The organism is Rhizobium sp. BK008 (assembly GCF_014197345.1).
Classification (GTDB): Bacteria; Pseudomonadota; Alphaproteobacteria; order Rhizobiales; family Rhizobiaceae; genus Rhizobium; species Rhizobium anhuiense.
Window position 1 is genome coordinate 210,869 of record NZ_JACIFK010000009.1, and the last position, 14,969, is coordinate 225,837.

Annotated in this window: 11 protein-coding genes and 3 pseudogenes; 11 read left to right on the forward strand and 3 right to left on the reverse strand. The window is 62.2% G+C overall.

Going from position 1 to position 14,969, the window contains the following annotated elements; translation table 11 throughout:
* Positions 1 to 15 precede the first annotated feature (15 nt).
* Both FHT69_RS28775 and FHT69_RS34715 read left to right on the forward strand, forming a co-directional pair.
* Positions 16 to 759 carry a FadR/GntR family transcriptional regulator gene (locus FHT69_RS28775; protein WP_183906290.1) on the forward strand — a complete coding sequence of 248 codons (744 nt, stop codon included), beginning with the start codon at positions 16 to 18 and terminating at the stop codon, positions 757 to 759.
* Positions 743 to 1,124: pseudogene (locus FHT69_RS34715) on the forward strand (ABC transporter substrate-binding protein); the annotation flags it as partial. The gene FHT69_RS28775 and the pseudogene FHT69_RS34715, both read left to right, overlap by 17 nt.
* Here the strand turns inward: FHT69_RS34715 and FHT69_RS34720 are convergent.
* Positions 1,122 to 1,319, reverse strand: a pseudogene (locus tag FHT69_RS34720) (peptide ABC transporter substrate-binding protein); the annotation flags it as partial. The pseudogenes FHT69_RS34715 and FHT69_RS34720 overlap by 3 nt on opposite strands.
* Between FHT69_RS34720 and FHT69_RS34725 the strand changes: the two are divergent.
* From FHT69_RS34725 to FHT69_RS28820, 9 genes and pseudogenes are all read left to right on the forward strand, one after another.
* Positions 1,319 to 2,341, forward strand: a pseudogene (locus FHT69_RS34725) (ABC transporter substrate-binding protein); the annotation flags it as partial. The pseudogenes FHT69_RS34720 and FHT69_RS34725 sit on opposite strands and share 1 nt — an antisense overlap.
* An 82-nt stretch (positions 2,342 to 2,423) precedes the next feature.
* Positions 2,424 to 3,383, forward strand: coding sequence for an ABC transporter permease (locus FHT69_RS28785; protein ID WP_063474059.1), 960 nt, complete (start codon positions 2,424 to 2,426; stop codon positions 3,381 to 3,383).
* 2 nt (positions 3,384 to 3,385) lie between these two features.
* Positions 3,386 to 4,264: an ABC transporter permease gene (locus tag FHT69_RS28790; RefSeq protein WP_183906291.1), complete on the forward strand. Its 879-nt coding sequence runs from the start codon at positions 3,386 to 3,388 to the stop codon at positions 4,262 to 4,264.
* A gap of 18 nt (positions 4,265 to 4,282) precedes the next feature.
* Positions 4,283 to 5,200 carry a dihydrodipicolinate synthase family protein gene (locus FHT69_RS28795; RefSeq protein WP_183906292.1) on the forward strand — a complete coding sequence of 306 codons (918 nt, stop codon included), beginning with the start codon at positions 4,283 to 4,285 and terminating at the stop codon, positions 5,198 to 5,200.
* 8 nt (positions 5,201 to 5,208) lie between these two features.
* Positions 5,209 to 6,225 carry an ABC transporter ATP-binding protein gene (locus FHT69_RS28800; protein ID WP_063474056.1) on the forward strand — a complete coding sequence of 339 codons (1,017 nt, stop codon included), beginning with the start codon at positions 5,209 to 5,211 and terminating at the stop codon, positions 6,223 to 6,225.
* Positions 6,226 to 7,179: an ABC transporter ATP-binding protein gene (locus FHT69_RS28805; protein ID WP_183906293.1), complete on the forward strand. Its 954-nt coding sequence runs from the start codon at positions 6,226 to 6,228 to the stop codon at positions 7,177 to 7,179.
* 24 nt (positions 7,180 to 7,203) lie between these two features.
* Positions 7,204 to 8,139, forward strand: a complete 936-nt coding sequence (locus tag FHT69_RS28810) for a dihydrodipicolinate synthase family protein (RefSeq protein WP_183906294.1) — start codon at positions 7,204 to 7,206, stop codon at positions 8,137 to 8,139.
* A 115-nt stretch (positions 8,140 to 8,254) separates the two neighbouring features.
* Positions 8,255 to 8,824 (forward strand): nucleoside 2-deoxyribosyltransferase, encoded by a 570-nt coding sequence (locus tag FHT69_RS28815; RefSeq protein WP_047616932.1) that lies wholly within the window; start codon positions 8,255 to 8,257, stop codon positions 8,822 to 8,824.
* A gap of 100 nt (positions 8,825 to 8,924) precedes the next feature.
* Complete coding sequence (locus tag FHT69_RS28820) at positions 8,925 to 9,641, forward strand: 4'-phosphopantetheinyl transferase superfamily protein (RefSeq protein WP_183906295.1); 717 nt, start codon at positions 8,925 to 8,927, stop codon at positions 9,639 to 9,641.
* Here FHT69_RS28820 and FHT69_RS28825 read toward each other — a convergent pair.
* The gene (locus FHT69_RS28825) at positions 9,614 to 10,972 is read right to left on the reverse strand and encodes a lysine N(6)-hydroxylase/L-ornithine N(5)-oxygenase family protein (RefSeq protein WP_183906296.1); all 1,359 of its coding nucleotides are present in this window, start codon (positions 10,970 to 10,972) and stop codon (positions 9,614 to 9,616) included. The two genes, FHT69_RS28820 and FHT69_RS28825, sit on opposite strands and share 28 nt — an antisense overlap.
* Positions 10,969 to 14,961 carry a non-ribosomal peptide synthetase gene (locus FHT69_RS28830; protein ID WP_183906297.1) on the reverse strand — a complete coding sequence of 1,331 codons (3,993 nt, stop codon included), beginning with the start codon at positions 14,959 to 14,961 and terminating at the stop codon, positions 10,969 to 10,971. Before FHT69_RS28830 ends, FHT69_RS28825 begins: the two co-directional genes overlap by 4 nt.
* Positions 14,962 to 14,969 lie beyond the last annotated feature (8 nt).

The window sequence follows — 14,969 nt, forward strand, 5'->3', positions numbered from 1 at the left end:
AGAAGACCGGGGTAAATGACATTGAAATCGATGAAGCCGCTGACGCGCGCCCCGCTGTTGCACGTATCGGTCCAGGAAAGCCTGCGCGCCTATATCAATGATAATGGCCTGGCGCCCGGAACCCTGCTTCCGGCTGAAGGAGAGCTCGCCACCCAGCTCGGCGTCAGCCGCAATTCGCTGAGGGAAGGCATCAAGGCGCTGGAATCGGTCGGCGTGCTAGAGACGCGGCGCGGCGTCGGCATCTTCGTCAAGGCCTTTTCCTTCGAGCCGCTTCTCGACAATCTCGCTTACGGCCTCGGCGGCGCCCTGCGGCAGATCGAGGAGGTCCTCGAAATCCGGCGGACCTTGGAAGTGGGGTTGATCGGCAAGACGATCGAGGTGATCGCAGAGGAGGACATCGCCGAACTGCGCGCCACCGTCAACCGCATGCGCGCCCATGCCGAGCGCGGTGAAACCTTTGCGACAGACGACCAGCTGTTCCACCGACTGCTGTTTCGCTGCCAGGACAATGAGACGCTCGTGCGGCTGATCGATGTCTTCTGGCTCGCCTTCTACAAGGCATCGGATTTCGTCAACCTTGAAAATACCGATCCGATGGCGACGTGGCGCGATCACGCCGCGATCGTCGATGCGATCGAGGCAAGGGATCTGGAGGAGGCGCGCAGACGCCTGGATCGTCACTACGAGGGCATTGCCCGGGTGATTGCCAACAACAAGGCAAGTTCAAACATGGGAGGAACACATGAAAAGACTGTCTAGATTATCCGCCATCGCGCTTGGCGCCATGCTGTCGACGGTTGCCGTGCCGGCTCTTGTCGTCTCGGGCGCTGCAACAGAGGCTCAGGCCGCCACCCTGTCCGGCGGTTTCGATGTCGGCCCCGGCGGCTTCCAGGGCAATTTCAATCCGCTTGCCGCGACCGCCGGCTTCACCTGGCTCAGCATCTACTACGAACCGCTGGTCAGCTATGACGAGGCGCTGCAGAAGGTGGTTGGCGCACTGGCAAGCTCCTACGAGGTCAGCCCGGATCAGATGACCTACACGTTCAAGCTCGCCGATGCCAAATGGCATGACGGCAAGCCCTTCACCGCCAAGGACGCCAAGTTCACCATCGGCCTTGCGACCAGGTGTTCTTCGCCAGCTGGTCGGCCGGTATGGAGGAGAGCGCATGCTCGGGCAGCATCATCACCTTGGTCATCGTGTCGAGAAGACTGCTGCTGGGTGCGCTGAGCTTGATGACGACGGTGTGATCGTCCGGCGCCTCGACGGACGATATGCCCTTCAGTCGGGCGGCGAGCACCGAGCCGGATTTCACATCCATGGTCCACCACCCCGATCGGCACCGGCCCGTTCAAATTCACCAAATACGTCTCGGACCAGTATGTCGAACTTGCCGCAAACACCGATTATCGTGGTGGCAAGCCCGCCCTGGAACGCGTCATCAATCGCTATTTCGCCAACCCGGCCGCAGCGATCGCAGCGCTGAGATCCGGTGAAATCCAGTTCACTTACGTCGATTCCAACGATGTGCCGACCTTCAAGGACAACAAGGACTTCAAGGTCATCGAAGGTGACTCTTTCGTCGTCAACTATCTCGGCTTCAACCACGATTCCCCGCTCTGGAAGGACGTGCGTGTCCGCAAGGCGGTGATGCACGCGATCAATCGCGATGCCATCATCCAGAGCCTCTACGGCGGCGCGGCAAAGCCCGCCAACTGCGCCTATGTCGCCGAACAGCTGATACCGCCTGATATCGACACCTATGCCTATGATCCGGAGAAGGCCAAGCAGTTGCTGACGGAAGCCGGCTGGGATCAGATCAACGGCGCCAAGCCGATCACGCTTCTGACCTATTACACCACCCCGCTGGCGACCAACGTCCTTGCGGCAGTCCAGGCAATGCTTGCCCAGGTCGGCATCAACATCGTCCCGCGCGCCGTCGATGCCCCGACCTATAACAGCATCGTGCTCAATGCGACGCCGGATATCGCCCAGTTCCAGATGGTCTATGCCGGGCTGCAGAACGGGCCGGATGCCGGCAGCATCAACGTCGGCCTCAACGAGAAGCAGATCCCTCCGGCCGGACCGAACGTTGCCAGGGTTCGCATGCCCGACCTCACCAAGGCACTCGATAGCGCGCTTGCCGAGCCTGACAGCGCCAAGCGGAATACGGCCTACCAAGACGTCTGCAAGGTGATGAACACGAACCTGCCCTGGGCCACGCTCTGGGTGGCAAACCGCTACGGCATCGTCTCGACCAAGGTGAAGGATTTCGTCTGGACGCCGGCTCCGGGCGGCGGCCCCTACCAGGCCGACCCGCAGAAATGGTCGATCGCCGAATAGGCGTTTTCCGCAAAGCCTTGAGGGTGGCTTCGGCCACCCTGACAAGACGGCCTGACAAACGGCCCGACAATACGGATTGCCGATGCTCCGATACAGTCTCAGACGCCTGATCATGGGAATGGGCATGCTCGTCGCCCTGAGCATGCTGATCTTCCTGCTGCTGCGCCTGACGCCAGGCGATCCGATCGATGCCTATATCGATCCGAACCTGCCGATGTCACCGTCGGATCTTGCCGATCTGCGCAGAAGCCTCGGGCTCGATCAGCCCTTGCCCGTTCAGTATCTGGGCTGGCTGCAGCAGGCGGTGACGGGCAATCTCGGCTATTCGATCAAGCGTCTCGACCAGCCGGTTCTGGGTCTGGTGCTATCGCGGATCGGGCCGACAGTGCTGCTGATGGGCACAGCCCTTGTCTTCGCCATTGTCGTCGGCATCGCCTGCGGGGTGATCGGCGCCGTTCGCCGCAATTCGCTCGCCGACCTCTCCCTATCGGTGGCTGCGCTTGCCGGCATTTCGAGCCCGGCATTCCTCAGCGCACTGCTCGGCCTTTATCTTTTCTCCGTCCGCCTGCACTGGATGCCGTCTGGCGGCATGCTGACGCCGGGCGAGACGTTCTCGGTGGGCGATCTCCTCCACCATCTGATCCTGCCGGCGGCACTTCTATCCGTCGCGCAAGCTGCATTGATCATGCGCTACATGCGCGCTTCGCTGCTCGAAGTCCTGAACCAGGATTACGTGCGCACGGCCCGCGCCAAGGGCGTGCGCGAATTCTGGGTCATCACCAAACACGCGTTGCGCAATGCGCTGCTTCCGATCGTCACCCTGATCGGCTCCACCATCGGGCTTGCCATCGGCGGCGCCATCTTCATCGAGAGCGTCTTCAACTGGCCGGGCATGGGTCTTTTGCTCGTCGATGCCGTGCAGACCCGCGACTACCCCGTCATCATGGGGGCGACGCTCGTCATCGGCACTTGCGTTATCGTCATCAATCTTCTGACCGACATCACCTATGCGGTCGTCGATCCGCGCATCAAGGTGGGCTGAGCATGCTGGCACGCTCCCCGCAACGCCGCAGCCCGGGGCCGCTTGCCCGCGCTTTCGACCGCTTTCTGCTCAACCGCGCCGCCGTTGCCGGCGTCGGCATTGCTCTTCCGATGCTGCTGTTGATCCTTTCCTATCCGCTGTGGTGGGCTTTCCGCCCGAACGACATCGATCTTCTGGCGATGAACAGCGGCCCGACGGCAAAGCACTGGTTCGGAACCGACGGCGTCGGTCGCGATGTCTTTGCGCGCGTGCTCGAAGGCGGTCGGATTTCGCTTCTGGTCGCCGTCGCATCGACCGCTCTTTCTGCGATCATCGGCTTTCTCTTTGGGGCCATCTCGGCGCTTGCAGGGCGCTGGGCGGATGCCGTCTCGATGCGCTTCGTCGATCTGGTGATGACGCTGCCGCCTGTCATCTTCCTGCTTGTGCTCGCCTCGATTGCCGGCACCGGCATCTGGCCGACCGTCCTCGTCATCTCGCTGCTCTCCTGGCCGCTCCTTGCGCGCATGATCCGCTCCCGGCTGCTGGAATTGCGTGAGCGCGACTTCGTCATGGCCGCCCGCGGCATGGGCGCCGGCATCGGACATCTGCTCTTCCGCCACGGCCTGCCGAACTCGATTGATATCCTCGTGGTCTATGCGACGCTGCAGATCGCCAATGCCATCCTGCTCGAGGCGGGCCTGTCCTTCCTCGGTCTCGGCATCGCTCCGCCGGCGGCAAGCTGGGGCAACATGCTGAACGCTGCCCGATCAACGGCCGTGCTCGAACAATATCCGTGGCAATGGCTCTTCCCCGGCGCCGCGCTGATCCTTGCGGTGCTTGCGATCAACTTCATTGGCGATGGCCTCAGAGATGCCTTCGACCCGCGTGCCGAACTGAACTGACAATCGAGAGAAGCGAAAATGACCAAATTCAAGGGGGTCGTCCCTCCCGTCGTAACACCGCTCAATCCGGATTTTACCGTCGACTATCCTTCCTATACGCGCGTGCTCGAACATCTGATCGGTGCCGGCAGCCATGGCGTATTCGTCCTCGGCTCGACGAGCGAGGTGATCTTCCATGACGAGAAGACCCGGCGCGAAATCATCGAACATTCGGCCAAGGTGGTGAATGGCCGCGTGCCGCTCATCGTCGGCGTCATCGCCCCGACCACGGATCGCGTCATCGCCCATGCGAAAGTCGCAAAGGCCGCCGGCGCCGACGCGGTGGTGGTGACGGCACCATTTTATACCGTCACCAGCCAATCCGAGATCCTCGATCATTTCCGTTATGTCAGAGACGCGGTGGACGTTCCACTGGTCGCCTACGACATTCCCGTTTGCGTTCACGTCAAGCTGCAGCGCCAGACCGTCGTCACGCTTGCCAGGGAAGGCGCCATCATCGGCCTCAAGGATTCCAGCGGCGACGACGGCAACTTCCGCTATGCGCTTCTCGACCTTGCCGAACACAAGGACGTCTTCCTGATGACCGGTTCCGAGATCGTTGTCGACAACGCCCTGCTGATGGGCGCCCACGGCGTCGTTCCCGGCATCGCCAATGTCGATCCGCACGGCTATATCAGACTTTGGGATGCTGCGCAGCGCGGCGACTGGGTCGCCGCGAGGAAGGAGCAGGAGCGTCTCTGCCGCCTCTTCGAAATCGTTTGGGTTGCACAGAGCCGCGTCAGCGGCGGCGCCGCCGGCATCGGCGCCTTCAAGGCTGCCATGCGCAGCCTCGGCATCATCGACACCGCCGTCATGCCGCGGCCGCGTGCCTCCCTGAACGATGCGGAAACAGCACGGATCGACGAGATCCTGCGTGCGACCGGCCTGCTGAACTGAGACGGCTGATGGAACAGACCGCCGAACCCGTACTCGACATCAGGGGATTGCGAACGATCTTCCGCGTCCGCGGCGGCGAGATCACGGCGGTCAACGATATTGACCTCAGCATTGCCGCCGGCGAGACGCTGGCACTCGTCGGCGAATCCGGCTCCGGCAAGTCTGTCACCAGCCTGTCGGTCATGCGGCTGCTCACCCGCGGCATCGGTGCGATCGCAGCGGGTAGTATCCGCCTGACGACGCGCGGCGGCGCGGCCCAGGATCTTGTTGGCCTCGACGAAGAGAGCATGCGCAGGATCAGGGGCGACGACATCGGCATGGTGTTCCAGGAGCCGATGTCGAGCCTCAATCCCGTTTTCACGATCGGCGACCAGATCGCCGAGCCGCTCCGCGTCCATCGCGGGGCGGACCGCAAGAAGGCGATGGACGCAGCCGTCGCGCTCCTTGAAAGCGTCGGCATTCCGGACGCCCGACGCCGTGCCGGCCAATATCCGCACGAACTCTCGGGCGGCATGCGGCAACGCGCCACCATCGCCATGGCGCTCGCCTGCGATCCGGCGCTGCTGATCGCCGATGAGCCGACCACGGCGCTCGACGTGACGATCCAGGCGCAGATTCTCGATCTGCTTCTCAAATTGCAGCGTGAGCGCGGCATGGCCATGCTCTTCGTCACCCACAATCTCGGCGTCGTCGCCGAAATCGCCCATCGCGTCGCGGTGATGTACGCCGGCCGCATCGTCGAAGAAGGGCCGGTCGGCGAGGTTTTCCGCAATCCGAAGCATCCCTATACCATGGGTCTTCTCGCCTCCATGCCTCGCCTCGGCGACGCCGCGCGGATGAAACAGGCCGGCGAAAAGCTCGCCGCCATTCCTGGCATGGTCCCGAGCCTGATGAACATGCCGAGCGGCTGCGCCTTTTCCCCGCGCTGCACATTCGCGATCGACGCCTGTCGCGCCGTCGTGCCTGGGCTCGAACAGGTCAATCCGCAGCACCGCAGCCGCTGCATCAGGTGGCAGGAGATCTAGATGAGCGCACCGCTGCTCTCCGTCCGCGACCTTTCGAAACACTATACCTCCCGCGGCACGCGACTGAACATTCTTCAGGGTATTTCCTTCGACATCGGCAAGGGTGAAGTCGTCGGGCTTGTCGGCGAATCCGGCAGCGGAAAGACCACGATCGGGCGTTCCGTCCTGCGGCTCGTCGAACCGTCTTCCGGCAGCGTCCGCTTTGACGGAACGGAACTCACCACGCTTTCGGCCTCGGCGCTCAGACGGCAAAGGCCGCGCATGCAGTATATTTTCCAGGACCCCTTCGCCAGCCTGTCGCCGCGCATGACGATCGGCGAAATCCTGACGGAGGGACTGAAAATCCAGGGGATCGGCAGCGTCGGCGACAGGCTCGATCGGGCGCTGTCGGCCTTGGCCCAGGTCGACTTGCCTGCCGAGGCGATCAATCGGTACGCGCATGAATTTTCCGGTGGTCAGCGCCAGCGCATCGGGATCGCCCGCGCTTTGACCTTGTCGCCCGAATTCATCGTCGCCGACGAGCCGGTTTCGGCGCTCGACGTGTCGATCCAGGCGCAGGTGATCAACCTGCTGCGCGACCTGCAGCAGCGGCTTGGCCTTACAATGCTGTTCATCTCGCATGACCTCGCCGTCGTCGAATATATCTGTGACCGGGTGATCGTACTCTATCTCGGCCGTATCATGGAGATCGCGCCGAGCGCCGATCTCTATGCGAGACCACAGCATCCCTATACGCGCGCCCTGCTCTCGGCGATCCCATCGCCCGATCCGGATGCCCGTCGCGACAGGCAGATCCTGAAAGGCGATATTCCAAGTCCGGCCAATCCGCCGAGCGGGTGCGTCTTTCGCACGCGCTGTCCGAGTGCTCTCGAGGCCTGCGCCGGCGCCGTTCCGCAATTGCGTGAGGTCGCGCCCGGCCACTTCAAGGCCTGCATCCGCGACGACCTCGATTGATCCGTCATTCATTGGGGAAAACAGATGAACGCAAAGATGCCGCGTGCCGCCATCGGCGGAAACTGGGCGAGCCTGCTTCTGCCGATTGCGGCCGGTGACAGCATCGAATTCGACAAACTCGCCGAGGAGATCGACATCCTCATCGAGGCCGGCGTCGACGGCATCTATTCCAACGGCACAGCAGGAGAATTCCACAATCAGACGGAGGAGGAATTCGACAGGATCCAGGAGATGCTGGCTGGACGCTGCAAAGCATCCTCAACCCCCTTCGTGATCGGGGCCTGCCAACCGGACCCATCGATCATGCTCAACCGAGTCCGCCGTGCCGCCTCGCTCGACCCCCGCGCCATTCAGGTCATATTGCCGGACTGGTGGCCGCTCACCAATGCCGAAGCGATCGACTTCTTGAATCGCGCTGCCAATGCTGCCGACGGAATTCCGCTCATCCTCTACAATCCGCCGCATGCGAAACGCGTGCTGACGCCAAAGGAACTCGGCGCGGTCTGTGCGGCCGCCCCTGACGTGATCGGCATCAAGCTCGCCGACGGCGACGGCCTCTGGTACGCAGAGGCGCGCCGGCATCTTTCCGCTCTGTCGCTTTTCGTTCCCGGTCATCATCTCGCAACCGGCATCAAAGAGGGCGTCGCGGCCGGTTCCTTTTCCAATGTCGCCTGCCTTAGCCCCCGCGGTGCGCAGAGCTGGACGACATCGATGCAAACCAATATCGATGCCGCACTCGATCTGGAACGGCGCATCCGCGCGTTCATGGACGTGCATATCGTCCCCTTCCGCCAGGAATTCGGCTATTCGAACGCCGCTATCGACAAATTGTTGTCTGCCATCGGCAATTGGGGACCCGTGGGCACCCGTCTACGGTCTCCTTATCGCTCGATAGACATGGCGGAAGCGATCAGGCTGCGGGACATTGCACGCTCGGAACTTCCCGATCTTTTCCGCTGAGTGTGCTTAAGCAACCGGGCATGGGCGGTTTCGCCCACTGGATTGAAATCCTTCTTCGCGCTACAGCGGGGAAGATATTTTGGTTGCCGAGCCCATCCCTTTCAGGTGCAATTTCATGACGAAAAAAGTCTATCTCGCCGGTCCGGAAGTCTTCCTTCCCAATGCCCGTGAAATCCTCGACCGCAAAGCGGCACTTGCCCGTGAGGCGGGACTTCTCCCGCTCTCGCCCGGCGATCTGGAAATCCCGCAGACGAACTCGAAGCGCGAGCGGGCCGCGGCGATCAACGCGGTGGACGAGAAGATGATGATGCAGGCTGATGCGATCATCGCCAATCTGACGCCCTTTCGCGGCGTTGCCGCCGATACGGGGACGGCCTTCGAACTCGGCTTTATGTGCGCAAGCGGTAAGCCGGTCTTCGCCTACACGAATGTGGCCCGCGACCACAGCGGACGCGTGAGCGATCTTTATGGCGGCGCCGTCGCCTATGATGCGGAAGGCCGATTGCGAGACCCGAACGGGATTGCGATCGAGGATTTCGGCCTGGCCGACAATCTGATGCTGCATGCCGGAATTGAGCGGCGCGGCGGTGTCCTCGTCATCGGAGACGCGCCGCCGGATGCACTCTATACGGACCTTGCCGCGTTCAAGACATGTCTTGCCATCGCCGTTGAGAAGCTGCGCTAAAGTCTTCAGTTCGGGCAGTTGAGGGATTGGCGAACCGCGGGGCAACGTCGGCAAGCACCTGACTGCTTGTCAATCGGTCCGGGGGACAGATATTGGAGCCATGCAGCAATCAGAAAACCAACCTGCCGGCATCGAAATCGCGCTCTGGCCGTATTCCAGCAATGAAGGCGACTGGAACCGCTGGATGCAGTCGCTTTCGCCGGATGAACAGGAGCGCGCAGCAACCTACCGGTTCGAGCGGGATAGCGCCTCGTTCATTGCCGGCCGCTATCTCTTGCGGCGGCTGTTGAGCGTGCATACCGGGACAGCGCCGGGCAAGGTCGCATTGTCTTCGGACAAGCACGGCAAGCTGAGACTTAAGGATCATGATACGCTGCAATTCAGCCTCGCCAATGCCGACGGGCTTGTGACGGTCGCTGTCGCGTCAGGTTGTGATTGCGTCGGAATAGACTGCGAACGCGCCGACGCCGAGATCGAAGAGGCGGCATGGGATAGCTATTGCAGCGCAGACGAACGGCGCTGGCTCGCGCAATTGCCTGCGCACGAACGCGCGCGCGGGGCCATTGCACTTTGGACGCTCAAGGAGAGCCATCTGAAGGCACTCGGCGTCGGGCTGCGCGAGGATCCCTGCAACATCGCCTTTTCCTGGAAAGATGGCATCCCTGTCATAACAGGCGGCGATCGCGATCGGCGATGGCAGCACCGTCTGATCGAAAGCGGCAGCCAGCACGTCGTCGCGCTGGCTGCCTGCTCTCAATCCGGCCTCCCCGGCATTTCTACACGGCTATTTCAGGACGATAGCAGGCCATCTGAATAACCGGCCCGGAACTGATGAGGCATTGCGGAAGCGGTCTCCGTCGCCCAGGCCAGTTGCGCATTGTCGGGTTCCGCATCGAAATGCTGCCGGCCGAGAAGCGTATTGACGATCATTGCGCTGCGCCAGGCCATGAGGCTGAGCTGGGAGTCGGCGATGCCGTGCGAGTACCGGCCCGCATTCTGCGCAAACAGCCGGTTGGCCCTCGGACCCGTCCACTGCATCGTGTAGTCGTCGTTGAGAATGGGATAGCCGTTTCTGTCGAGCGTTATCCGTTCACCCAGCGAGCCGAGAGCCTCCGGCAAGCGGAACCGGTAGCCGGTTGCCAGAACCACCGCATCTGCATGCAGCACCTCGATTCCGCCGTCGAATTGGTTCCTGACGATGAGCCGGTAGGCATTGCCGTTCCTCTCCATCTGGATCACATCGCGATTGGGCGCCAGAGATGCGTTGAGCGTGCCCGGCTCGAGATAGCGCAACGCATAGAGGCGGCGGTAGATCGAATGAATCGTCGAAATCGACAAGCCATCGCTGGTCAGGATCGAGTTCTTCAAGGCTGCCTGCTTCTGCTCGCCGCCGAGCTTCAGATAGGCCTGCACGTATTCCGGCGAGAAAACCTGGTTCGAAAACGGGGTGTCGTTGATCGGCTCGAAATTATGACGCCGGCTGATCCATGTCAGCTCATTCATGGAACCGGGATCGGCAAGCAAGGCTTCGACAACCTCGCCGCCGCTTTGACCGCCGCCGACCACGACGATACGGGCAGCACCGAGACCACTGAGGCGCGATTTGGCCTCGCTGTTGTGAAAGCAATCGGCGCCCAGAAACGGTTTTGCCCAGTCGGGCACGAAGGGCGAAGATCCGGTGCCGATCACGAGATTGCGGGCTTCTTCCTGCCCATTGTCGAACCGCAGGAAGAAGCGGTCGTCGCGGTGCTCGACGTCGCGAATCTCGGTTCCAAAGCGCAGTCCGTCCAGGCCGTTGGCGACCCAGGCGAGATAACGTGCAAATTCCTGCCGGGGAACGGCGTCATAATTGGCGTTCAGGAAGGCGTAGAGCCTCTTGTGCGCCACCAGATAGGAGACGAACGACCAGCGGCTGGTCGGCAGGACCGGGGTGACGAGGTCCTTCAGAAAGGACGATTGCAGCTCGACGCCCGGCATCATCATGCCGGGATGCCAGTCGAAGGAGTCGCGCCGTTCGAAGAAACGGCTCCTGATCTCCGGCACCGCCTCGAACAGGCAGGCGAGGCTCAGATTGGAAGGGCCGATGCCAATGCCGGCGATATCGAGCGGCTCGTTTATGACATCCCTGCGGGCAAAAGCGACGGTCATGCGATATCCTTCTCTGTTTCCTTGAGACGCAGGGCAAGCCTTGAGTGGAAGGCGGGAGACCCGATCATATGCAGATGGTTAGTGCCTGTGATGATTTCGGCGGCACGCGCCCGTGGCGACAGGCGGCGCCAGTCGATCAGGTTGAGGCCGCGGTTGAGGCTGTCGTCGGCAGCCCAGGGATAGATCGGCACATCGTGGGGAACGAGCCGGTGCTTGCGGAAGATTAGGGCATTGTCGATCAGCACCCAGAACGTATGTTCGCGGCTACTGATGTCAGGCCCGTCGTTCGGAAGCGGATCCTTTTCGTCGCCGACGAAGCGCAGGAACTGATCGTAGGTATCCGCATCCATCGTCGACAGCAGCCGGTCCCATTCGGGACGCATCGCGGTTCGTCCAAGCCACGCCTGCACATCTTTATGAAGCGCGTCGCGCTCGCCCGGCCGGAAGCGCGGCTTGGCGCCGATCGCAAATTCCGATCCGAGGTCGCAAACGTCGACCATCGCCATCATCCTGACGTCGACCTCGTTGCCGAGGGTGCGGGCGGCCTCGTAGGCCAGAAGCCCGCCCCACGACCAGCCGAGGAAATAGCAGGGCGCGCCTTTGTTATGCGTCCTGATATAATCGACGTAGCTCTCGATAATCTCTTCGATCGGAGCGCCGACTTCCTTCTTCTCGGACAACGAGTGGCAAATGAAGCCGGTCGCCGGTTGATCGGCGCCGAGATAATCGACGAGCTTCACATATTCGCGGGTGCTGACGAGAAGCCCCGGGAAGCAATAAAGCCGCGGCTTGGCGCCGGAAGCGCGCAGCACGATCACCTCAGACAGATCCCGCTGATCCCCCTGCTCCATCACGCCGGCAAAGGAGCGAATGGTCGGATTGTTGAAGATATCGGCGACGATGAGCGGGGTTTTCGGCCGGCGCTGCCGGAGCAGCGAAAGGATGCGGATCGCCCCGAGCGAATTGCCGCCGATCGCGAAAAAATTGTCCTCGACGCTGATCGCTTCCAGCTTGAGAACCTGACGCCACACATCCAGCACCTCCTCTTCGAGAGCCGATGCCGGTTCCACGATGGCGCGCTTGATCGGTTGCGGCGCCGGCAGCGCAAAGCGGTCGAGCTTGCTGTTCGGATTGGTCGGCATTTTTTCCAGTTCGACCACCGCGGCCGGCACCATATAGGAGGGCAGGCTGCGTTCAAGGCCGGCGCGGACCATCTCGACGTCAAGCGTCTCGTCCTTCTTCGGGACGACGTAGGCAACGAGCGCCTTTTCGCCGCCGGCATCGTCATCGCGCAGAACCACAAGGGCCTCGCCGACGCCGGGTTGCTGCAGGAGCGCCGCTTCGATCTCGCCGAGCTCGATCCGGTAGCCGCGAAGCTTGACCTGATGGTCGACGCGACCGACGAATTCGACGGTTCCGTCATCACGCCAACGCGTCAGATCGCCGGAACGATAAAGCCTGCCGCCCTCCGCGGAGAACGGGTCGGGAATGAAACGGTCCGCCGTCGTGTCCGGCTTGCCGAGATAACCGCGGGCGACGCCCTCGCCGCCGATATAGAGCTCGCCGGTGACGCCGATCGGGCACGGATTGAGGTCGGGGTCGAGCACATAGACCCGCCTTAGCCCGACGGCACGGCCGAGCGGAGCATAGACCCCCTGGAATTTCGTGCCGGCCCTCACCTTCCAGACCATCGGCGTCATGATCGTTTCGGTCGGCCCGTAGCCGTTGATCAGCCATTCCGATTTCAGCGCCCGCGACAATAGATCGAAGGTTGGCTGCGCCAGCCCCTCGCCGCCGAAGGAGTAAAGCCGCATCGGCGGCGCCCCATCTGTTATATCGGCCCACTCCGCCAGCTGCTGCAGATAGGTTGTGGGAATGCTGGCATTGTTGGCGCCATGCTTGCGCATGGCCGTCAACGTCTCTTCCGGCGTCCACAACGGCTGATCGGGAAGAATGATACTGCCGCCTTCCATCAGCGGGTTCATCCATCGCTCGTGCCCGCCATCCGAACTGAAAGGCAGGAACGGCAGCTCGCGGGACGCCGAGCTCATGCCATAGACACGTGAGGTGTTTTGCAGATGGTGCGTCAGCGGCCCGTGCTCGACGGCCACGCCCTTCGGCAATCCCGTCGATCCGGAGGTGTACATGACATAGGCGAGTTGATCCTTGTGGATCGGCACATCAAGCGGTGTATCCGGCTCGCCGTCGAGATCGATCTTGTCGAGTTCGAGGATAATGGTGTCGAGCTCTTCCGGCAGCCGATGGCGAAGCCAGCTGTGGGTCAGAACGATCTTGACGCCGCCGTCGCGCAGAATGTGATGGTTGCGCACCGGCGGGTGGTCGGGCTCGACCGGGATATAGGCGCCGCCCGCCTTCAGCGTCGCGAGAATCCCGACGATGGCCTCCGGCGAGCGTTTGATGAAGATGGCGACCGTCACCTCGGCTCGAACGCCGAGATGCCGCAACCGATGTGCGAGACGGTTGGTGCTGGCTTCCAGCCAGCCATGGCTCCATTCCTCGTCGCCGTAGACGATCGCCGTCTTGTCAGGCGTCTGGCGCGAATGGGCTGCGATCAACTCGTGGACCGGCCTGTCATCGTTGATGACGTCGTCTTCGTAGGGCGCAGACAACCAGTCGAGCTCGCCGCTGCCGACGAGTTCGATATTCTTGATCCGCACATTGTCCCGCGCGACGATCTGCTCGAGCACAAGGCCGAAATGCCGGGAGACACGGGCAATCAGCGCGCTGTCATAGAGATCCTGCGCATAATCGATCAGCCCGGAGGCGGCCCCATTCAGATCTGCCTCGATCACCAGGGAAAGCTCGCTGTCGGCGCGCGCACCCAGTGGCTCCAGATTTGTTGCGTGCGCGGGGATCGGATACGGCTCGCGGAATTCGAACAGGGCCTTGACCACGGCTTCCTGGGCAGCCGCTTCGTCGACCACCAATTCCTGCGTGATGCGCTCCAGCGGCACGAGCCGGCGAAGCCCCTCCTCGGTCGCCGATGAGATCGCAGCAATGACATCGTCGAGAGAATTTCTCGACGTCAGCGACAGGATGAGGGGAAGGACCTGTTCGGCACGGCCGAGGTTCGCAAGGTGCTCCTTCTGCGGCCGCGCGACGAGCAGCCCGGTCAGCAAGGCATAGTTGCCGCTATAGCGTGCCAGCAGCGCGCAAAAGGCGGCATGAAGCACGCGCTCGACCGGATACCCTTTTTGCTGCGCATGTCGCCCGAGCTTTTCCCAGAGATCCGGCGCGATCGAAAATGGGTGCTGAGCACGTGCCACGCCTGCCAGTCCACCACTGTTGAAGCGGGTGGGAAAGGTCGAGGCTGCGTAGTCGAGACCGATCGTGTTCCGCCAATAGGAGAGGGACTGCTGCGCCTCTTCCGTCTGCAGCCACTCAGCCTCCCGCGTTCCGGCCAAGATTTCTGCCGGCTGCGTTTCGCCGGCGGGTCCGCCATCGAGAATTCGCGTCAGGGAGCCGGCAAGAACCGACTTCTCGCGATCGTCTGCGATAATCGGATGAAGCACGATCGTCAGAAGCGACTGGCCGCCGGCCAGCAGGCCAATCTGAACACGCGCCGGCGGGCCGGCAAGAAGATCGAAGCGTCTGCCGCGAAAGGTTTTCTGTGCGGCCAGTGCATCCGGCTCGTCAAGAGCGGCACCTTCGCCGACAATCTCGATCGGCACAGCATTCACGGTGCCGCGATATTGTTCGACGCGGCCGCCCGCCAGCCGACGGAACCGGGTGGCAAGGGAGGGATGTTGCGCCACGAGCGCCCGGCAGGCGCCGGCAATCGTCTTGACGTCGACCGCCGGGCTCAATCGCAGCGAAATGACCTGATCGGGAAAGACCGTGTAGTTGCCGATCTGCTCCAGCGACCAGATACGCTTCTGCGCGATCGTCAATGGAAAGCTCTCGAAGACCGCATCCGTTGTCGCATCGGTCGGGTGGGCATCTGCGAAGTTTGTGATCTGCTTGTTCATCCGTGCCA

What these genes read in the sequence shown, in the direction of transcription:
- FHT69_RS28775 (WP_183906290.1), top strand. Translation starts at nt 16, where the DNA reads ATGACATTGAAATCGATGAAGCCGCTGACGCGCGCCCCGCTGTTGCAC.
- FHT69_RS28785 (WP_063474059.1), top strand. Translation starts at nt 2,424, where the DNA reads ATGCTCCGATACAGTCTCAGACGCCTGATCATGGGAATGGGCATGCTC.
- FHT69_RS28790 (WP_183906291.1), top strand. Translation starts at nt 3,386, where the DNA reads ATGCTGGCACGCTCCCCGCAACGCCGCAGCCCGGGGCCGCTTGCCCGC.
- FHT69_RS28795 (WP_183906292.1), top strand. Translation starts at nt 4,283, where the DNA reads ATGACCAAATTCAAGGGGGTCGTCCCTCCCGTCGTAACACCGCTCAAT.
- FHT69_RS28800 (WP_063474056.1), top strand. Translation starts at nt 5,209, where the DNA reads ATGGAACAGACCGCCGAACCCGTACTCGACATCAGGGGATTGCGAACG.
- FHT69_RS28805 (WP_183906293.1), top strand. Translation starts at nt 6,226, where the DNA reads ATGAGCGCACCGCTGCTCTCCGTCCGCGACCTTTCGAAACACTATACC.
- FHT69_RS28810 (WP_183906294.1), top strand. Translation starts at nt 7,204, where the DNA reads ATGAACGCAAAGATGCCGCGTGCCGCCATCGGCGGAAACTGGGCGAGC.
- FHT69_RS28815 (WP_047616932.1), top strand. Translation starts at nt 8,255, where the DNA reads ATGACGAAAAAAGTCTATCTCGCCGGTCCGGAAGTCTTCCTTCCCAAT.
- FHT69_RS28820 (WP_183906295.1), top strand. Translation starts at nt 8,925, where the DNA reads ATGCAGCAATCAGAAAACCAACCTGCCGGCATCGAAATCGCGCTCTGG.
- FHT69_RS28825 (WP_183906296.1), bottom strand. Translation starts at nt 10,972, where the DNA reads ATGACCGTCGCTTTTGCCCGCAGGGATGTCATAAACGAGCCGCTCGAT.
- FHT69_RS28830 (WP_183906297.1), bottom strand. Translation starts at nt 14,961, where the DNA reads ATGAACAAGCAGATCACAAACTTCGCAGATGCCCACCCGACCGATGCG.